This is a genomic window from Microbacterium sp. CR_7 (genome assembly GCF_041954755.1).
Classification (GTDB): domain Bacteria; phylum Actinomycetota; class Actinomycetes; order Actinomycetales; family Microbacteriaceae; genus Microbacterium.
In genome coordinates, this window is the sequence record NZ_JAVAYF010000005.1 from 1 (window position 1) to 19,020 (window position 19,020).

Annotated in this window: 20 protein-coding genes; 6 read left to right on the forward strand and 14 right to left on the reverse strand. The window is 69.0% G+C overall.

What is annotated here, in order from left to right:
* Window positions 1–128: 128 nt before the first annotated feature.
* From RAC81_RS11835 to RAC81_RS11845, 3 genes are read right to left on the reverse strand one after another with little or no spacing between them, the layout of a single operon-like run.
* The gene (locus RAC81_RS11835) at window positions 129–785 is read right to left on the reverse strand and encodes a hypothetical protein (RefSeq protein WP_375082527.1); all 657 of its coding nucleotides are present in this window, start codon (window positions 783–785) and stop codon (window positions 129–131) included.
* Complete coding sequence (locus tag RAC81_RS11840; protein WP_375082528.1) at window positions 782–1,249, reverse strand: MarR family winged helix-turn-helix transcriptional regulator; 468 nt, start codon at window positions 1,247–1,249, stop codon at window positions 782–784. The genes RAC81_RS11835 and RAC81_RS11840 overlap by 4 nt, the downstream gene beginning before the upstream one ends.
* Before the next feature lie 51 nt (window positions 1,250–1,300).
* The gene (locus RAC81_RS11845) at window positions 1,301–1,891 is read right to left on the reverse strand and encodes a hypothetical protein (RefSeq protein ID WP_375082529.1); all 591 of its coding nucleotides are present in this window, start codon (window positions 1,889–1,891) and stop codon (window positions 1,301–1,303) included.
* Between the two features lie 154 nt (window positions 1,892–2,045).
* Here RAC81_RS11845 and RAC81_RS11850 point away from each other — a divergent pair, with 154 nt between their 5' ends.
* Entirely contained in the window at window positions 2,046–3,284 is a 1,239-nt protein-coding gene (locus RAC81_RS11850) for a glycosyltransferase (RefSeq protein ID WP_375082530.1), read from the forward strand.
* 9 nt (window positions 3,285–3,293) lie between these two features.
* On the forward strand, window positions 3,294–4,499 hold the full coding sequence (locus RAC81_RS11855) for a glycosyltransferase (RefSeq protein WP_375082531.1): 1,206 nt from the start codon (window positions 3,294–3,296) through the stop codon (window positions 4,497–4,499).
* On the opposite strand, the gene RAC81_RS11860 is transcribed toward RAC81_RS11855, so the two are convergent.
* The 3 genes from RAC81_RS11860 to RAC81_RS11870 all read right to left on the reverse strand — a co-directional run bounded on the left by RAC81_RS11860 (window position 4,493) and on the right by RAC81_RS11870 (window position 5,912).
* On the reverse strand, window positions 4,493–4,978 hold the full coding sequence (locus RAC81_RS11860) for a hypothetical protein (RefSeq protein WP_375082532.1): 486 nt from the start codon (window positions 4,976–4,978) through the stop codon (window positions 4,493–4,495). The genes RAC81_RS11855 and RAC81_RS11860 overlap by 7 nt on opposite strands.
* A 13-nt stretch (window positions 4,979–4,991) precedes the next feature.
* Complete coding sequence (locus RAC81_RS11865; protein ID WP_375082533.1) at window positions 4,992–5,669, reverse strand: hypothetical protein; 678 nt, start codon at window positions 5,667–5,669, stop codon at window positions 4,992–4,994.
* Between the two features lie 81 nt (window positions 5,670–5,750).
* Complete coding sequence (locus RAC81_RS11870) at window positions 5,751–5,912, reverse strand: hypothetical protein (protein ID WP_375082534.1); 162 nt, start codon at window positions 5,910–5,912, stop codon at window positions 5,751–5,753.
* Window positions 5,913–5,999: 87 nt separating this feature from the next.
* On the opposite strand from RAC81_RS11870, the gene RAC81_RS11875 reads away from it, so the two are divergent.
* Complete coding sequence (locus RAC81_RS11875) at window positions 6,000–6,971, forward strand: helix-turn-helix domain-containing protein (protein ID WP_375082535.1); 972 nt, start codon at window positions 6,000–6,002, stop codon at window positions 6,969–6,971.
* Between the two features lie 83 nt (window positions 6,972–7,054).
* Here RAC81_RS11875 and RAC81_RS11880 read toward each other — a convergent pair whose 3' ends face one another.
* Window positions 7,055–7,753: an NRDE family protein gene (locus RAC81_RS11880; RefSeq protein ID WP_375082536.1), complete on the reverse strand. Its 699-nt coding sequence runs from the start codon at window positions 7,751–7,753 to the stop codon at window positions 7,055–7,057.
* 67 nt (window positions 7,754–7,820) lie between these two features.
* Here RAC81_RS11880 and coaBC point away from each other — a divergent pair, with 67 nt between their 5' ends.
* Together coaBC and RAC81_RS11890 are read left to right on the forward strand one after the other, a co-directional pair.
* Window positions 7,821–9,035: a bifunctional phosphopantothenoylcysteine decarboxylase/phosphopantothenate--cysteine ligase CoaBC gene (gene coaBC, locus RAC81_RS11885; RefSeq protein ID WP_375082537.1), complete on the forward strand. Its 1,215-nt coding sequence runs from the start codon at window positions 7,821–7,823 to the stop codon at window positions 9,033–9,035.
* Between the two features lie 70 nt (window positions 9,036–9,105).
* Window positions 9,106–11,322, forward strand: a complete 2,217-nt coding sequence (locus RAC81_RS11890) for an ATP-dependent Clp protease ATP-binding subunit (RefSeq protein ID WP_375082538.1) — start codon at window positions 9,106–9,108, stop codon at window positions 11,320–11,322.
* Window positions 11,323–11,446: 124 nt separating this feature from the next.
* Here the strand turns inward: RAC81_RS11890 and RAC81_RS11895 are convergent, their stop codons facing one another.
* From RAC81_RS11895 to RAC81_RS11910, 4 genes are all read right to left on the reverse strand, one after another.
* Window positions 11,447–12,952, reverse strand: a complete 1,506-nt coding sequence (locus RAC81_RS11895; RefSeq protein ID WP_375082539.1) for an amino acid permease — start codon at window positions 12,950–12,952, stop codon at window positions 11,447–11,449.
* Between the two features lie 67 nt (window positions 12,953–13,019).
* Window positions 13,020–13,949 carry an acetamidase/formamidase family protein gene (locus tag RAC81_RS11900; protein WP_375082540.1) on the reverse strand — a complete coding sequence of 310 codons (930 nt, stop codon included), beginning with the start codon at window positions 13,947–13,949 and terminating at the stop codon, window positions 13,020–13,022.
* On the reverse strand, window positions 13,946–15,361 hold the full coding sequence (locus RAC81_RS11905) for an APC family permease (RefSeq protein WP_375082541.1): 1,416 nt from the start codon (window positions 15,359–15,361) through the stop codon (window positions 13,946–13,948). Before RAC81_RS11905 ends, RAC81_RS11900 begins: the two co-directional genes overlap by 4 nt.
* Before the next feature lie 16 nt (window positions 15,362–15,377).
* Window positions 15,378–16,271: a proline iminopeptidase-family hydrolase gene (locus RAC81_RS11910; RefSeq protein WP_375082542.1), complete on the reverse strand. Its 894-nt coding sequence runs from the start codon at window positions 16,269–16,271 to the stop codon at window positions 15,378–15,380.
* Between the two features lie 78 nt (window positions 16,272–16,349).
* On the opposite strand from RAC81_RS11910, the gene RAC81_RS11915 reads away from it, so the two are divergent.
* A complete protein-coding gene (locus RAC81_RS11915) occupies window positions 16,350–17,069 on the forward strand; it encodes a FadR/GntR family transcriptional regulator (protein WP_375082543.1) in 720 nt (239 codons plus the stop codon).
* 181 nt (window positions 17,070–17,250) lie between these two features.
* Here the strand turns inward: RAC81_RS11915 and RAC81_RS11920 are convergent, their stop codons facing one another.
* The 3 genes from RAC81_RS11920 to RAC81_RS11930 all read right to left on the reverse strand — a co-directional run bounded on the left by RAC81_RS11920 (window position 17,251) and on the right by RAC81_RS11930 (window position 18,981).
* Entirely contained in the window at window positions 17,251–17,838 is a 588-nt protein-coding gene (locus RAC81_RS11920) for a nitroreductase family protein (protein ID WP_096714510.1), read from the reverse strand.
* Window positions 17,839–18,098: 260 nt separating this feature from the next.
* Complete coding sequence (locus RAC81_RS11925; RefSeq protein WP_375082544.1) at window positions 18,099–18,467, reverse strand: hypothetical protein; 369 nt, start codon at window positions 18,465–18,467, stop codon at window positions 18,099–18,101.
* A complete protein-coding gene (locus tag RAC81_RS11930) occupies window positions 18,460–18,981 on the reverse strand; it encodes a hypothetical protein (protein WP_375082545.1) in 522 nt (173 codons plus the stop codon). Before RAC81_RS11930 ends, RAC81_RS11925 begins: the two co-directional genes overlap by 8 nt.
* Between the last annotated feature and the right edge of the window lie 39 nt (window positions 18,982–19,020).

Below are 19,020 nucleotides of genomic sequence, written 5' to 3' on the forward strand. Positions count from 1 at the left end.
GACGGTCTCCCCCAAGTCCGCGGACCCGCCTGGTGGGACCCCACCAGACGATGGCACACACCCACCCACAGCGCTCCAGCACTGGCCAGGTCGGCGTGATGAGCGAGCGCCGGTCACTCATCACGCCGTCAGGACGCTTCGAGCAGGAAGGGGCGCGCAGCGTCGAGGAAGAGCTTCGGATCGTCCGCCCACAGCCGCACACGATCGACGGATTGAATTCCACCGCGAGGGTGTGCACCGGGAAGACGGATCGCCACCTCACGCTCCAGCTCGATCTCGATATTGGTCTCCGACTGCACGCGTTCGGCGTACTCCGTCCCGATCACGCGGGGCTGCTTCGGCTCGTCCACCCGACGCGAGATCGCCACCGACCGGATGTCATCCCAACGCAGGAGTACGTCGAGCTCCAAGCCGCCGCGCACGCGCACCCCCTCCGGACCGACCGTGTGCGGTCGCATCAGCATCGCGCAGAGCAGCCCCAGCATCCACGTGATGCCCCAGATCCCGAGGATCAGCATCGCGATGCGCACCGCCGGCCACTGATGAACGATCAGGTCGATGATCGGGATCTCCACCGCCGACAACCCGAGGAAGATGAACAGCAGGGTCAACACCGGGCGATGGAACGCCACCCCGGTCGCGCCAGGGGCGATCGCCGGACGGCGGGCGACGGCGCGGGCGATGCTCGTGTACACCCGGACCTCGCTGACGAGCGCGCGACGCAGCAGGATGCCGACGCGGGCGAGCCGAGTGGGCGGCGTCAGCTGCCCGGTGCGCGAGGTCATCCCGCACCTCCGCCGCGAGATTCCCCAGTAGCCGCCGCATCCGTGACGAGCTTCTCGAGGCGTGAGCTGATCGCCGCGAGGCCCCGCACGACCGCGTCACGATCACTCGGCGCCACGGCGTGCAGCAGCGACTCGTTCAGCTCGGCGTGCTCGCGGTGCATCCGCTCCATGAGGTCGCGCGCCGGTTCCGTGAGTTCCACGAGCACGGCGCGTCGATCGGTCGGGTGCGGTGTCCGTCGCACATGTCCCGAGCCGACCAGAGCATCGACGAGCCCGGTGATGTTCCGCGGCGAGACCCCGCACAGCCGTGCCAGCGTCTGCTGCGTGGACGGGCCGCTGTGATGCACCGTCCACAGCAGATGCACGCGCGCCGTCGTCAGTGCGGTGCCGGCGAACGCTCGTTCCATGTCCTTCCGGAACAGCTCCCCGATGAGAAGCAGGCGATCGACGAGAAGAGGCTCCACGATCGTGAGCCTACTACATCATTACCCTACTTCACGATATGTGAGCGAGGCTCAGGCCGGTCCCAGGCGGAGCACCTCCGGCGACTCGCCCCCGGTGAGCTCGTCCGCGATCCGCACGCTGCGCGCCAGGTCGTCGAGCGCGCCGTCGAGTGTGCCGAACCGCTCTCGGTCACTGCAGACCGCGGTGACGGTGATGAGGTGAGTTCCCGTGTCCCACGTGTAGGTAGCGAAGGGCGGGGCCGCGGGCGATGGCGGCATCGCGACGACCAGCTTCTCGCCTGCGCCCAACCAGCGGCTCGAGAACGACTGTGTGTCGTCGTAGTCCATCGGCATCGAGGCGCGGGCGATCCGGACATCCGGGGTCAGTACCTGCGCCGTCGCCATCGCCACGACGAGCTCGGGATCCGCCTTCCACGTCCACACGAGAACGCGGCCGTCGGCGCGGCGCATGAGCATCGGCGCCGCCTGGCTCATCGCCCACGCCCCGAACCGGGATCCGGGTCGCTCGGTCGCGCCGAGCGCGGCGTTCGCCTGGCCGAGCAGCATCCTGATCGCGGCCTTGCGATGGCGACGCCCCTTCCACCCGAGAGAGTCGGTCACGGGGATCCACAGCTGCGGGTCGGCGTCGGCTGTCAGTCGCATGACACCACGGTACGGGGCGAACCTGAGCGGTCCCGTCGCCGGCGCGGCAGCCGATCCGCCGCAGTCCGGCCCGCCTCGGCGGCGCGATCAGAGGCCTCGGGTAGAGTGGCCACCGCCCAGATCGGGCTTCCTGGCCGCCAGACCGATAGGCAGAATGTCTCCCTCTCCTTCCGATCCGACGAGCGCTCCCGACGCCGCCACCGACGCTGCCCCCACGACCGGGTCGCGTCCGCTGCGCATCCTGATCGGCTGCGACACCTTCTCGCCCGACATCAACGGCGCAGCCCGCTTCGCCGAGCGTCTCGCGGCCGGCCTCGTGCAGCGCGGTGACGACGTCCACGTCGTCGCCCCCAACCAGGCCTACCGTCGCACCCCGGCACGCACCGAGGTGATCGAGGGCGAGCCGATGACCCTGCATCGGCTGCCGTCGGTGCGCTGGGCGCCGCACGACTGGCTGCGCTTCGTGTGGCCATGGCGCTCGAAGCACTACGCCCGCAAGGTGCTCGATGCCGTGCAGCCCGACGTGGTGCACATCCAGTCGCACATCGTCATCGGACGCGGTCTCGCCCGCATCGCACACGAGCGCGGCATCCCCGTGATCGCGACCAACCACGTGATGGCCGAGAACATCCTCGACCACACGACGATGCCGAAGGTCATCGACGACCTCGTGCTGCGGTTCGCGTGGGCCGATGCGAAGCGCACCTTCTCGCTGACCCGCGCGATCACGACGCCGACGCGCCGCGCCGCCGACTTCCTCGAACGCACCGTCGCGGTGCAGAACGTCATCCCGGTCAGCTGCGGCATCGACCGCACCCAGTACACCCCGGTGATCGGGCCGCGCGAGAAGAACCGCATCGTCTTCGTCGGTCGCCTCACCGCCGAGAAGCAGGTCGATGTCATCCTGCAGGCGATGACCAAGCTCGACCCGGCGCTCGACGTCACGTTCGACATCGTCGGCGGCGGAGACCAGCGCAAGCAGCTCGAGAACCTCACCGGGCAGCTCGGCCTCGCCGACCGCGTCACGTTCCACGGTCGCACGACCGACGAGGAGCTGCGTGCGCTGCTGTCTCGCGCGTCGGTGTTCACGATCGCCTCGATCGCCGAACTGCAGTCGATCGCGACCATGGAGGCCATGGCCTCCGCCCTGCCGATCGTCGCCGCCGACGCGGTCGCCCTCCCGCACCTCGTGCACGACGGCGAGAACGGCTACCTCTTCGAGCCGGGCAACGCGGATGCTCTCGCGGCCCGTCTCACGGATGTGCTCACCGCCGACCAGGCCGAATACGAGCGGATGCAGCAGGCGTCTCTCGACGGCGTCGTCATCCACGACATCAACCGCACCCTCGACACCTTCGAGGCGCTGTACCGCGACGAGCCGCTGCCGCAGTAGCGGCCGACCATGCACGTCGTCTTCTTCGGCGATCAGCACCTCGACTCCCTCGGCGGCGCCCAGGTGTCGATGCGGCTGCAGCGCGAGTTCCTCGAACGCGCCGGTCACACCGTCACGGTCGTCGCGCCGCGCATGCACGGACCCCGCGCCGCGCGCACCCCCGACCCCGCGAACGTCGACCTGCCGTCGATCCCGATCACCGTCGACCTCGAGTATTCGATGACGTGGCCGGGGCGGGCGACCGACCGCGCACTCGACCGCGCCCTCACCCGCCGGCCCCCGGTCGACCTCGTGCACGTGCAGGCCGACTTCTGGGGCGCCTTCATCGGGCACCGCTACGCGGCTCGCCACGGCATCCCCGTCGTGCACACAATGCACAACCGGGTCGACGTGGGCATCGCCGCCGTGACCCCGCTGCACCGGCCGGTCCTCGCCGTGCTCAACGGGTGGCGGAGCCTCGCCCTGCGCGGAGTCGCCGCACCCGTCCGCGGCTCGGACGGCTGGGCGTTCCTGCGCGGACTCGCCGGCGGAGCGGATGCCGTCACCGCGCCGTCGACCCATTTCGCCCGCCGACTCGAAGAGCACGGCGTGTTCTCGCCCGTCGACGTCGTGTGGAACGGCATCGACGACGACATCCGCGAGCAGACCCTCGCCGCCGCGCCCGCGCAGCGCGAGCCGGGTCGCCCGAGGTTCGTGTGGCTCGGACGCATGAGCCCGGAGAAGCGTCTGCTGCCGTTCCTCGAGGCGTTCGTCGAGTCCGGCGTCGATGCCGACCTGGAGATCATCGGCGGCGGCGCGCAGCGCGCGGCGGCCGAGAGGATCGTCGCCGGGCTGCCGCACGTCCGCTTCGCCGGCCGACTCAGCTATCCGCAGACTCTCGCGCGGATCGCCGCGGCCGACGCGCTCGTCCAGACGTCGATCGGGTTCGAGACGCAGGGCATGACGCCCTTCGAGGCCGCGACCCTCGGCACGCCGTCGATCATCAGCGATCCCGACATCGCCGCAGAACTCGGCGGCGGGCTGTGGGGCGTCCCCGGCGCGGCCGGCACGGAGCCGCAGCGGCGCGCCGGACTCGTCGAGACGCTGCGGCGCGCGGCATCCGACATCGCCTCCGGGATCGCCCCCGTGCCGTCACGCGAGGTCGCCGAGGCGTTCCGCCAGTCCTCACGGACCGCCGCGATGATCGACGTGTACGAGCGGGTGCTCGCTCAGTAGGGCAGCCAGGAGAACATGCCGGAGAGGCCTGTGGCGAGGTACCCCACGAAGGATGCTCCGGCGAGGCCGACCGCGATCGCGGCCAGCAGATGCGGGCCCGAGCGGCGGAGGGCGACGATCCCGACCGCCAGCGCTGCTGCGTTGCCGAGGAACACGATGAACCCCACGAGGCTGGTGACACCCATCCAGACGCCGTAGTAGTCGCCGGTGTACAGGAACGGGGAGAGCAGCGACGAGAAGAGACGGATGCCGAGTGCCACCAGCGCGATGATGAACGCGATGCGTCCGAGCGGGCCGGCCGCGGCGCGGGGAGCCGAAGGGGCGGCGGGGTAGCCCTGGCCCTGGTACGGCTGGCCCTGGTACGGCTGGCCCTGGTGCGGCGGATACTGGTGGCTCTGGGGTGGATGTCCGTGGGGCTGTCCGGGCGGCGTTCCTCCGGGCTGCGGGGCCTGTGGATGCTGCTGATGCGGATCGGTCATGAGGGCTCCCGGGTCAGCTGTAGGTCAAGGTGAGGGCGAGATTCGAGATCCACCCCACCAGGATGCCGAGGATCTCGGACGCCGCGATGCCGATCGCGATCCCGGCGAGGATCTGCTGCCCGCGGCGTCGCACGGCGACGATCCCGAGAATCAGAGCGATGACGGCCACGATCAGCACCAGCCCGTTGCCGACCGCGGAGACCGCGCCGTACAGGGGAGCGCTGAAGTCGACCGTGCGGATCACGATCGGGAGGCTCAACGCGGCGAGCACCCCGATGGCGAGCGAGACGAGCGCGAGGATGAAGGCCAAACGGCCGAGCCCACCGCCTGCGGATGCCGGGGGAGCGGTGGGTGACGAGGCGCCGGGGTAAGGGTACGGCTGGCCCGGCTGTCCGTATGGCTGACCCGGCTGCTCGTACGGCTGACCCGGCTGCCCGTATGGCTGAGCGGGACCCGGCTGCCCGTATGGCTGAGCGGGACCCGGCTGGCCGTATGGCTGAGCGGGACCCGGCTGGCCGTATGGCTGAGCGGGACCCGCCTGGCCGTACGGCTGAGCGGGACCCGGCTGGCCGTACGGGTGAGCGGGACCCGGCTGACCCTGTGGCGGCCCCGGTTGGGGGTGGTGCTGACCGTACGGCTGCGGGGGAGTTCCCTGCGGGTGCGCGGGTGGCTGCTGCTGCGGCTCGCTCATGCTGACGAGCGTAGCCGTGCGGCGCGTCGGGCGGGGGCTGGTGCGGCGCGTCGGACGAGCGCGCCGCGCCGTGCCGCCTGATCAGCGATAGACGCGGCCGGGGTGCGCGGTGTCGAGCGGGTCGGGACCGGGGACCTGCGTCCAATCGGTGGGCTGGCGGCGGTATCCGTCGCGACGGAGTTCGACGATCGTGGCGACGAACGCCCACGTCACGAGGGCGAGGACTGCGATGAGAAGGAACATGGCAGAAACGCTACGATCAGTCTTGATCCGCCACGAGTGGCAGAATAGACTTGTGTCGTACGAATACTGCCAACTCGAGGAGTCGCCATGAAGACCGTCGCCTGCGTGATCCACGACGGATTCTCGCCGTTCGAGTTCGGAGTCGCGTGTGAGGCTTTCGGGCTCGACCGCACGGACTCGGGGGTGCCCAACTTCGACTTCCGCGTCGTCGCGCCGCAGCCCGGTGCCGTGGCATCGACGATGGGATTCTCGGTCAACGTCGAACACGATCTGTCGTTCGCATACGAGGCCGACCTCGTCATCTTCTGCCCGGTGCCCAAGTCGTCGTGGGCGTCCATCGACCAGCGACTCATCGATCTCGCCCGAGACGCCGTGGCACGTGACGCCTGGGTCCTGACCGTCTGCAGCGGCTCCTTCATCCTCGCGGCGGCGGGCGTGCTCGACGGTCGCCGGGCCACCACGCACTGGCGCTACTCCGACGTGATGGCCGACATGTATCCGCAGATCGACATCGACCCGGATGTGCTCTTCGTGCAGGACGGTCGCATCATCACGAGCGCCGGCACGGCCGCCGGGATCGACGCCTGCCTGCATCTGCTGCGTCTGGAGCTCGGCGCCGAGCTCACGAACCGCATCGCCCGCCGCATGGTCGTCCCCCCGCAGCGCGACGGCGGTCAGGCGCAGTTCATCGACCGCCCCATCCCGGTGGTCCCCAACGACTCGCTCGCGGCGGTGGCCGACTGGGCGGTCGAGCACCTCACCGAAGACCTCGGCGTCGACCAGCTCGCCGCTCGCGCGCTGATGTCGCCGCGGACCTTCGCCCGTCGCTTCAAGGCCGAGTACGGGGCGACGCCCGCCGCGTGGCTCGCCCGTCAGCGGGTGCTTCACGCGCAGCGGATGCTGGAGCGCAGCGACCTGCCCCTCGACCGCATCGCCGAGGAGTGCGGGTTCGGCTCCGCGGCCGTGCTGCGGCAGAACTTCGCCCGCGTGCTCGGCACGACCCCGACCGCCTATCGCGCCCGGTTCTCGTGCGCCGATCCCGAGACGTCGGCGGCCTGATGCCGGCCGACCCGGCGGCGGCCTGATGCCGGCCGATCCCGAGACGTCGGCGGCCTGATGCCGGCCGACCCGGCGGCGGCCGGCTACTCCCAGTGGCCGGGACTCGGCAGCGCCCGGTAGTCGAGCTCGACCCCGTGCGGGGTCACGGCCGCCGTCGAGTACAGCAAGGACTGCGTCGGAAATCCGTAGGGCCGGTTGTCGCGGATGATGGCGCGATCGTCCTCCGGGTCGAGTCGCGCCGACACCCCGAGCAGGGCCGTCCAGTCCGCCGCCCAGTCGGCGCTGTCGGCCGCAGGGCCCAGCGCGCGGAACTCGGGCAGCCACGTCGCGATGCGCGGCGTCTCCGGATCGTCGAGGTCGTCGTGGGCCACCATGTGGATGCCGGGATCGATCGCGGTCGAGCGCAGCTCGACGCCGTCCCAGCTCAGAACGCGTGCGCCGTCGGGGCCCACTTCGAGGAGGTTGAAGCCGTGCATCGGAAGTGGTGCTTCGGGAGAGCGGCCCATCACCGACTCCAACGCGAGCGAGCCGCGTGACTGCGCGAGCTCGTCGGGAAGCGCGGCCACGTCGGCGCGGTTGAGGAGCACGGCCAACCGTCGCTCCGCGGGGTTCACCGCCAGCCAGGCGCCGCCTGCTCGTCGATCCCGGATTCCGGAGACGCCGGGGTACTGCTCCGGCCACCATTCGCCAGGGGCGTCCCACGCCCGCTGCGGGTCTTCATCGCGCACCGCGAGGACCCGGGCGTTCGCGGCATCCGCCACATCGATCACCACCGTGCACACCGTGCCAGTCTAGGTCGGGATGCAGGATGCCGGCCGTCTGGCTGATCCTGTGCGGCAGAATCGAACCGTGAACATCGTCGTGGGAGTCACCGGAGGAATCGCCGCCTACAAGACCGTGCATCTGGTGCGGCTGCTCACGAAGGCGGGCCACGATGTCACAGTCGTGCCGACGGAGGACGCGCTGCGCTTCGTCGGTCTGCCGACGTGGGAAGCCATCAGTCGCCACGCGGTCACGACGAGCGTGCACGAGGACGTCGCGCGCGTCCGGCACGTCGCGCTCGGCCAGGGCGCGGATCTCGTCGTGGTCGCCCCGGCGACCGCGAACTCGATCGCCAAGATCACGGCGGGCATCGCCGACGACCTCCTCGGCACCACGCTGCTCGCGACCGAGGCCCCGGTGCTGCTCGCGCCCGCGATGCATACCGAGATGTGGCGCAACGCCGCAACGCAGGCGAACATCGCGACCCTGGTGAGCCGCGGCGTGCACCTCGTAGGCCCGGCGGAGGGGGAGCTCGCCGGTGGAGACAGCGGCCCCGGACGGATGGCCGAGCCGGAGCAGATCCTTGCTGCGGCGCTCGACCTCCTCGCACCGCGCGACCTCGACGGCCTGAACGTCGTCGTCTCCGCGGGCGGCACGCGCGAGCCCATCGATCCGGTGCGCTTCCTCGGCAATCGTTCCAGCGGTCGACAGGGCGCGGCGATCGCCGGGGAGGCCGCCGCCCGGGGTGCGACCGTGACGCTGGTCGCCGCGAACGTCTCCGACGACGTGCTCGCCGCGGCGCGGCATCCGCAGCTCGAGGTCGTGCACGTCGGCACGGCGTCCGAGATGGCCGAGGCGATGAAAAATGCCGCGGTCGCGGCGGACGTGATCGTCATGGCCGCCGCCGTGGCGGACTACCGACCGGCCGAGGCATCCGATCAGAAGCTCACGAAGGAGCTCGGCGGGTTGGGTCGGATCGAGCTCGTCGAGACCGAGGACGTCGTCGCCGCGCTCGCCGAGGCGCGCGCGGCCGGGCGTGCTCCGGCCGGGCAGGTCATCGTCGCCTTCGCCGCGGAGACCTCGGAGGATCCCGAGGAGCGGCTCGATCGGGCGCGCCGCAAGCGGGAGCGCAAGGGCGTCGAGCTTCTCGCCGTGAACCTCGCCGACGCCGGGCACGGATTCGAAGTCGCGCACAACGCCGTCGAGATCGTGGGGGCGGGCGGCACCGTCGTGGCCTCCGCGTCGGGGACGAAACGCCAGGTCGCGCGGGCGATCCTGGACGCCGCCGTCGCAGTGCGCTAAACTTGAGTCAGCTCCACTCAACTTTCCGAGTGGAGCACGCGACGACAAGGAGTCTCCTCAGGAGGAACAGATGCCAGGCCCACAGAGCACCCCGCAGAACGACGAACAGCAGTCCGCCCTCGAGCAGTTCGGGATCAACCTCACCGACCGCGCCCGCCAGGGCAAGCTCGACCCCGTGATCGGCCGCGACAGCGAGATCCGGCGCGTGAGCCAGGTGCTCACCCGTCGCACGAAGAACAACCCGGTGCTCATCGGCGAGCCCGGGGTCGGCAAGACCGCCGTCGTCGAGGGCCTCGCGCAGCGCATCGTCGCCGGCGACGTCGCCGAGTCGCTCAAGGACAAGGAACTCGTCTCGCTCGACATCTCGGCGCTCGTGGCCGGTGCCATGTACCGCGGGCAGTTCGAGGAGCGCCTGAAGAGCGTGCTCAAGGAGATCACCGAGTCCGACGGCCGGGTCATCACGTTCATCGACGAGCTGCACGTGCTCATGGGCGCCGGCGGCGGCGAGGGATCGGTCGCGGCGTCGAACATGCTCAAGCCGATGCTCGCCCGGGGAGAGCTGCGCCTGATCGGCGCCACCACGCTCAACGAGTACCGCGAGTTCATCGAGAAGGATGCCGCGCTCGAGCGCCGCTTCCAGCAGGTCTACGTCGGCGAGCCCTCCGTCGAGGACACGATCGCGATCCTGCGCGGTCTCAAGGGCCGGTACGAGGCGCACCACGGGGTGACGATCTCCGACAGCGCTCTGGTCGCGGCCGCCGCACTGTCGAACCGCTACCTTCCGGCGCGACAGCTTCCGGACAAGGCGATCGACCTGATCGACGAGTCGATGTCGCGGCTCAAGATGGAGATCGACTCCTCGCCCGTCGAGATCGACCAGCTCAAGCGGCAGGTCGACCGCATGAAGCTCGAGGAGCTCGCGCTCAAGCGCGAGAAGGACGCCGCGTCCAAGGAGCGCCTCGGCGCGCTGCGCGAGCAGCTCGTCGGCATGGAGGCGCAGCTCGCGGAGCTCGAGGCCCGGTGGGCGCGCGAGCGCCAGGGCCTCAACCGCGTCGGCGAGCTCAAGAAGCAGCTCGACGACGCCGTCACCCAGCGCGACCTCGCGATGCGCGAGGCCGACTACACGCGCGCCTCGAAGCTCGAGTACGAGACGATCAAGCGCCTCGAGCGGGAGATCGCCGAGGCCGAGCAGGCAGAGCAGACGGTGTCGACCGAGGGGCGGATGGTCAACGAGCAGGTCACCGACGAGGACATCGCGGCCGTGATCGCGGCGTGGACCGGCATCCCCGTCGGGCGCCTGCTGCAGGGCGAGAGCGAGCGGCTGCTGCACCTCGAAGGAGAGCTCGGGCGCCGGTTGATCGGACAGAAGGATGCCGTGAAGGCCGTGTCGGATGCCGTGCGCCGCTCGCGGGCGGGCATCAGCGATCCCGGTCGCCCGACGGGATCCTTCCTGTTCCTCGGTCCGACCGGTGTCGGCAAGACCGAGCTCGCGAAGGCGCTCGCCGACTTCCTCTTCGACGACGAGCGCGCCATGGTGCGCATCGACATGTCGGAGTACGGCGAGAAGCACTCGGTGTCGCGGCTCGTCGGCGCCCCTCCCGGGTACGTCGGCTACGAGCAGGGTGGTCAGCTCACCGAGGCCGTACGGCGTCGCCCGTACAGCGTCGTGCTGCTCGACGAGGTCGAGAAGGCGCATCCCGAGGTCTTCGACGTGCTGTTGCAGGTGCTCGACGACGGTCGGCTGACCGACGGGCAGGGGCGCACGGTCGACTTCTCGAACGTCATCCTGATCCTCACGTCCAACCTCGGCTCGCCGATCCTGATCGACCCGACGCTGTCGCCCGACGAGAAGCGCGACCAGGTCATGGCTCTCGTGCGGCAGGCGTTCCGACCGGAGTTCCTGAACCGTCTCGACGACGTCGTGATGTTCCAGGCGCTGAGCGAGGACGACCTCGCGCAGATCGTCGAGCTCTCGGTCGATCAGCTGCACGACCGGCTGCACGACCGTCGGCTCTCGCTCGCGGTCACGCCGGATGCGCGGTCGTGGCTCGCCGAGCGCGGCTACGACCCGGTGTTCGGTGCGCGCCCGCTGCGGCGGCTCATCCAGACCGAGGTGCAGAACAAGCTCGCCACGGCGCTGCTCTCGGGCGGCGTGCACGACGGCGACACCGTGCGGGTCGACGTGTCAGCCGACGGGTCGGGGCTCGTGCTCACGGCCACGAGCCCGGAGCCTGCCCCCGCGGCGGACGACGACGACGTGATCGAGGCCGAACTCCTCGACGACTGATCGCGAGTGCCGCGCGCGTAACGAAGGAGATCACACGCTGCGAAGGACGGGATCCTGCGGATCCTCCTTCGTTGCGTGAGATCTCCTTCATCGCGTGGCCGGGCGGGGTGAGCGCCGCCCGGGGTCAGAGACGCGTGCCGCGCGCGGCGATCGCGTCGCGTTCGAGCTCCTGACCGATGATCGAATGGCGCCGCGAGTACGCGAAGTAGATCACGATGCCGACGAGCAGCCAGACGCCGAACCGCACCCAGGTCTCGGTGCTCAGGTTCAGCATCAGCCAGAAGCAGGCGATCGCCGAGATCCAGGGCAGCCATGGCGACAGCGGCACCGTGAACGGGCGCTCGAGGTCGGGGCGCGACTTGCGCAGGATCGGCACGCCGATGCTCACGAGCACGAACGCCGACAGGGTGCCGATGTTGATCATGTCGCCCAGAACCTGCACGTCGGTGAAGCCCGCGATGATCGCGATGATCACGCCGACGATGAGCTGGATGCGCACGGGCGTGCCGCGCTTGGCGTCGGTGACGCTGAGCGACCGCGGGAGCAGGCCGTCGCGGCTCATCGCGAAGACGACGCGGGCGAGGCCCATGAGCAGCACCATCACGACGGTCGTGAGTCCCACGAGGCTGCCGATCGCGATGACCTGCGCGGCCCAGGTCGCGCCGACCAGCTCGAACGCGCTCGACAGCGACGGCTCGTCGAGCTTCGCGAGCTCGGTGTACGACACCATGCCGGTGATCACGATCGCGACGAGCACGTAGAGCACCGTGACGATCACCAGTCCGAGCATGATGCCGCGGGGCACCGTGCGCTTCGGGTCCTTGGTCTCCTCCGCGCTCGTCGCGACGACGTCGAAGCCGATGAACGCGAAGAACACGAGCGCGGCGCCGGAGAGGATGCCGAACACGCCGTACAGCGTCGGGTCGGCGCCGGTGAGGAACGAGAACAGCGACTGCGTCCAAGCGCTCTCGGACGCCGCGCCCTCCTGCGCCGGCGGGACGAACGGGGTGTAGTTCGCGCCGTTGACGAAGAAGAAGCCGACCACGATGACGAACAGCACGATCGCGACCTTGATCACCGTGAAGACGCTGTTCACGCGGCTCGACAGTCGGGTGCCGAGCGCGAGGAGCGTCGTGAAGATCGCGACGATGACGACCGGACCCCAGTCGAACGAGAGCGGCCCGAGCTGCAGCGTCATCGGGATGTCGAGGTCGAACAGCGACACCGCGTCGCCGAGATACACGCCCCAGTACTTCGCGATGACGGCCGAGGCCATCAGCATCTCGAGGATGAGGTCCCAGCCGATGATCCAGGCGAGGAACTCGCCCAGCGTCGAGTAGGTGAAGGTGTAGGCGGAGCCCGCGACGGGAATGGATGACGCGAACTCGGCGTAGCAGAGGATCGCGAGGCCGCACACGACTGCGGCGATCACGAAGGAGATGATCACCGCCGGGCCGGCGTGTCTGGCGGACGCTTCGGCGCCCACCGAGAAGATGCCCGCGCCGACGGCCACCGCGACACCCATGACCGCGAGGTCCCAGACGCCGAGGGAGCGCTTGAGCGAGCGCTTCTCGTCGTGTGTCTCCGCCATGGACTGCTCGACCGACTTGATCCTGCGCAGAATTGCCATGCCGACGAGTCTAGGTCGCACGCGTCGCGCAGTGTTCCTGACAAATCGCGAGGGGTGCGTCTCGCGGCTACAGCACCGACTTCGGCACGCGATGCAGCGTCACCGCTCCGATCGCCGCGAACGGATGCAGCGGGTCGGGTTCGCTCGATCCCGTCGGTCCGCCCAGCTTCGAGTCGACGAGGGCGCTCATCACCGCGAACGCGTCCATCCGGTCCCACCCCTGGTCGCCGACGAGGAAGTCGAAGGCGTCTTCGTAGCCGCGCGTGATGCTCTCCTGCACGGGGTCGCCGAGCCCGACGAACAGCCACGAGTCCGGCGTCTCGATGCGCGGGGCGCGCAGCGTGAGCCCGGGGATCACGTCGACGCTCACCACGGCGATCCCTTCGGCCTCGATCGCGACGAACGACGACTCTCCCTCGCTCATGATCGCGTGGATATCGCCGATCGACAGCAGGGCGCCCTCGACCTCGACGGGAAGGTAGACGATCGAGCCGGGGGCGACCTCGGTCACGTCCATGTTCCCGCCGAGCGCGGTGGTGGGCATGACGGTCGAGTGCACTCCCGATGCAGGGGCCGTGCCGATGCATCCGATCATGGGCCGAGCCGCGACCACGTGTCGATCCGTGAGGTGCACGCCCGCCTCGTCTATGGCGATGCGCCGGGTCAGCACGGCGTCTCCCATGCGGTGGCGCAGCGCCCCGGTGCCGGGGAGGCTCACCGACCATCCGCACTCCTTCAGGCGGATCTCGTGGACGGTCACCGCGAGCGTATCTCCGGGTTGGGCGCCCGCGATCCACACCGGACCGGTGACGGGGTTGATCGGCGCCGACAGGGCGCCGAGGTCGCCGTGATCGTGCAGTTCGCGGTAGACCGCGTCATCCGTCTCGAAGCCGATCCGCTCGCCGGTGCCGGCCGGGATGCGCAGCACCGGCTCGACGTCGGCGCGGAAACCGGGGCGACCGAGCTCCTTGCCGAGGAAGTGATCGATGTCGGTCATGCTGACGTCTTCTCTCCCGCCGCGCCCGTGGCGGAGTGCTCCGAGAGCAGCTCCGGGTTCGCGCCGTGGCGGATCCGGAAGACGAGGAACACGACGACGCCGACGACGAGCCACACCGCACCGCCGATCTTCGCCTCCGCGGAGGCGTTGAACAGGACGTAGCCGATGATGAGGAATCCGCACAGCGGGACGACCAGGTGCAGCAGCCAGTTGCGCGACTTCTGCCGCACGATGTAGTGCCAGAACACGGCGACGTGCAGCAGGAGGAAACCGAACAGCGCGCCGAAGTTGACCAGCGACGAGATCACTCCGATCTGACCGACGAAGAACAGCACGAGGACGATGCTCAGCGCGCTGACGACGAGGATCGCGAAGACGGGGACCTGTCGGGCGTTGATCTTCGAGAAGAACGCCGGCAGCTGCCGATCGCGGCTCATCGAGTACAGCAGACGGGAGGTGGCCGCCTGGGCGGCGATCGCGTTGGCGATGCCGACGGCGATCACGTTCACGGCGAGGAACGCCGTCGCCCATCCACTGCCCGCGGCCTGCGCGACGATCGAGAAGAACGCGTTGTTGACCTCGTCGTCGTCGAACGCGATCGTGCCGGCGGCCAGCGCGCTGGCGAGCCACGTCTGCAGGATGAAGAGCGTCGCCACGATGAAGAGCGCGATGACCATCGCCCGACCGGCCGGGTTCTTCCTGCCGGTCGTCTCCTCCGACAGGGTCGAGATGCCGTCGAAGCCGAGGAAGCTCAGCACCGCGATCGACAGTGCGGCGGCGATCAGCGGCGGGTCGACCTTCGCGGGGTCCCACAGCTGCGCGAGCGAGAAGGACGAGCCGGCGATGGTGTCGCCGGTGAGGGCGGAGACCGCGATGACGACGAAGATCGCGACGAAGACCAGCTCGATCGCGAGGAAGATGCGGTTCGCGACGGTGATCGAGCCGATCCCGAGCACGTTGATGACCGTGTTGACCGCCACGCAGAGGATGGCCCACAACCACTCGGGCGCCTCGGGGAAGATGCCGCGCATCGAGGAGGCCGCGAACACGTAGAGCAGCGTCGGCACGAGCAGGTAGTCGAGCAGGATCGACCAGCCGGCGAAGAATCCGGCGACCGGATGCGTACCCCGACCCACGTAGGAGAAGACGGAACCGGCGAGGGGGAACGACTTCGCCATCTGTGCGTAGCCGAGGGCGGTGAAGATCATCGCGATCAAGCCGACGAGGTAGACGAGGGGCACCATGCCCTTCGACTCGTTGAAGACGACGCCGAAGATCGCCCAGGGCGCGATCGGCACCATGAAGACGAGGCCGTAGACGACGAGGTCGACGGTCGAGACGGAGCGCTTGAGCTCCTGCTTGTAGCCGAACGACTCCAGCCGTGGCTGGTCTCCGGATGCGGTGGTGGTCATGGTGTCTCCTATCGGGTCACGGGTGGTGCGCGAGGAAGTCCGCGACGACGCGGAGGAACTCGCGGGGCTGTTCGAGATGGACGCAGTGGCTCGCGCCGGGGAAGACGTGCGAACGCACATCGGGGATGCGATCGACGAAGGGCTGCCACGTCGCGGGGGTGGCCTCGTCGAACTCGCCGGCGACGACGAAGGTCGGGGCCTGGACCCGCTCGAGTCGGTCGACGACCGACCAGTCGCGCAGGGTGCCGACCACGTGGAACTCGTTCGGGCCGTTCATGGTGTGGTAGACCGTCGGGTCGGCGAGCATCTGCTCCTCGCTGTCGACGAAGGCCTGCGGCATCGGCACGATGCGGCATACGTGGCGCTCGTAGAACACCTGCGTGGCCGCGAGGTAGTCGGGGTGGTCGATCGTGCCGTCGGCCTCGTGCCGGTCGAGCGCCGCGCGAGCGGCATCCGGCAGTTCCGCGCGCAGCCGCGCCGCCTCGCTCGTCCACAGCGGCATGGATGCGGGGGAGTTGCAGATCAGAAGGGCCAGGATGCCGTCGGGCTGACGCACGGCGATCTCGGCGCCGAGCATCCCGCCCCACGACTGACCGAGCACGTGATATCCGTCGATGCCGAGGTGGGCGCGCAGCGCGTGGAATTCCTCGACGAAGAGCTCCGGCGTCCAGTGCTCCGCGGGAGCATCGGGGTGGTGGGAGCTGCGGCCGCAGCCGATCTGGTCGTAGTGCACGATCGTTCGACCGGTGAGGTCGGCGAGATCCTCGAGGTTGCGGACGTAGTCGTGGGCCATGCCGGGACCGCCGTGGATGATGAAGACAGGGGCGAGGTCGCGGGGCTCGTCGGGTTCGCTGACCCGGTACCAGGTGTGGCCCGAGCGAAAGGGGACCGTTGATTCGCGCTGATGCATGTGGACATCGTGGACCGGAATGGTCTGCGAGTAAACCATTCCGACGTGATTTCACATCGATGTAACACTGGAACCGATATGACGGAGACCGAAGACACCCTGATCGACCGCATCACGGACCGGCTGGTGACGGCCGTGGCGATCGGAGAGTTCCTACCGGGGACGCGGCTGCCCGCCGAGCGCGACCTCGCCGTGTCGCTCGGCGTCGGCCGCACCACGACCCGAGCGGCGCTCGAACGGCTCGTCGCGCGCGGCATCCTCGAGAAGCAGCGGGGCCGCACCGGCGGGTCCTTCGTGCGGGAGGAATGGCCGACCTCGGAGGCGGCGGCCGTGACGCGGTGGCTCGAGGAGCAGTGGCCGCAGCTGGTCGATGCCGCCATCGCCGGCACTCACCTGCACGGCGCGATCGCGCGGCTTGCGGCGGTGAATCGCACGGAGCGCGACATCGTCGCGATGCGTGCGCGTCTCGACGACTTCGCCGAGGCGGCGACGGGCGCCGCGCGCCAGCACGCCGACAGTCTGCTGCACCTCGCCATCATCGCCGCGGCGCACAATGACACGCTGTCGGAGGTCGTGCGCGAGCACGAGCGGCGCTTCACGATCGTGGCGCCGGCTCATCTGTGGGGCGACTCCGACAGTCGCCCTGCGATGGAGGAGCGTGCCGCGAGAGAGCACTCGGAACTGGTCGACGCGATCGTCGACGGGCGGTCGGAGGATGCCGGCCGCATCGCGCAGCATCACGTCGAGATCGACCTGGAACTGCTCGAGGCCGTGCGCCGCCGCGCCATCGGGCGCTGACGCGGTATCTGCGGCACCTGCGGCAGCCGCATCCTGCGTGTCCTGCGTCTCTCGCTCGTTTCGTCCAGACCTCACGGGAACGCCGAAACCCCATCCGAGATACGTAGCTCAGATGGGGTTTCGGCGCGCGTGTGGGGTGTCGAGGTGTGCGGCGGCGGCAGCGCCGAGACGGGACTCCGCGTCAGGCGCTGAGGACGATCGTCTCGTCGATCGGGCGACGGACGCGCGGGGCGACCTCGCGCTCCTGCAGCACCTCGGGCAGCGACTCGACATCGCCGAACTCGCCGACCGCGAAGACGGTGGCCGGCACGAAGCGCTCCTCGAGGTCGGCGAACTCGCGCACGACCTCGGGGTCGAAGCCGCTCATCTGGTGCACGACGAGACCGTCGTGGTGGGCCTGCACCGAGAAGTGCGCCACGGCCTGGCCGAGGTCGTAGAAGGCGTGGGTGAGGGGGGTGCCGTCGGCCGTCGCGGTCTCGGCGATCGCGACGACGAGCACGGCGGCGTTGCGGGCCCAGGTCTGGTTGAAACCGACGAGCGAGTCGACCACCTGAGCGTGGAGCGCGGTGCCGCGACGGGCGACGATGAAGCGCCAGGGCTGCGAGTTGTTGGCGGAGGGGCTCCAGCGGGCCGCTTCGAGGGCGGTGGCGAGCTTGGCCTCGTCGATCGCGTTCTGTGCGTCGTAGGCGCGAGGGCTCCAGCGGCCGGCGAGCACGTCGAGGACGGGGTGCTCGGTGGGGGCGGTGCGATCGATCAGGGGAGTGCTCACGAGGTATGCCTTTCAACAGGAGTCGGATCCGGACTCCGTCGTCCGCGTACGAGGGTGCCAACGGATGTATGTGAGTGCATATTCCCGTGACGTTCTGTGACGGGCGGGCATCCAGTGCGTCGGACGTCGGACGTCGCGGATCCGCGGCATCCGCCCGGTCAGTCGAGCCGGCCGGGCGAGGGGGTTTCGGATCCGAAGTCGGAAGCGGCAGTCCGCTACAGCGCTATTGTCGAACGCCCGGTGCGCCCAGGCGTCGAGGGTCAGCCGCGATCCTCAAGTCCTTTCAGATCTGTTAGGAGGGATGAGAAAAGCCGATCCGTTCCGGTAGCGGCGCGTCGCACGCGCTTGTACAGGTCAGGAATGAATTGGGCGGCGGTAAGCCTCTCGGTTTGACTCGCGTCTGGGCGCGGTTGCGACTCGAGCCTTGCGACATACTCTCTGGATTCCGGGTTCCAGATACCCAGAAAGTAGGGAGCGCGCTGATCGTTGTCCACGCTCCCCATCACATACTCCATCGGCCCGACCTTGGCGACAAACACTGTTTCCTCGGGTGCCCAATGGAGCTTTTCGGCGTCAGTCAGTCGACTGATCTCCGCCACCAGCGCTTCCCACTGAGATTCATCAAACATCCTGTGTTGCTCCAATCTGGTAGCGGTCTCTTGCGACGAGTCCCGAGATCTCTACACAAAGTCCGGCGATCTCGTTACCGACGGACTTCGCGGTCCGAGCGACGTCGACTGACTTCTTTCCCACGATCGATGACTTAGTATCTAAGGCCTTGGTTGCAGCACCTTCGAGTCTGCTTTCGAGCTCATCATGGTTCGCAGTCAGGTTGCCCAGCAAGGCGATCGATTCGTTGGCGACGTAGCTGAATCGAAGCAGCGCCCTATGCGCGACCTCTCGATCATTCTGTTCAATCGCGAAGTCGATGTCAGCGACGATCATCTGCATCTGAGTCACGACAGCGCTGAGTTGATCCGAATTGAGCTTCGTCCGTGCCTTGCGCAGCTCGATCGCAGCCGCTTCCGACGCTGAGCGCGTCTTTTTCAGTTGCACCATAGCGATCCAGAAGCCGATTCCCGTGAGTCCGATAGCGAACCAATCGTGCCACCCAGGCGCAGACAGGGCATCGAACCAACGCATCGCCGTCCAAACTCTCAGATCCTGAGGAAAAACTAGCAG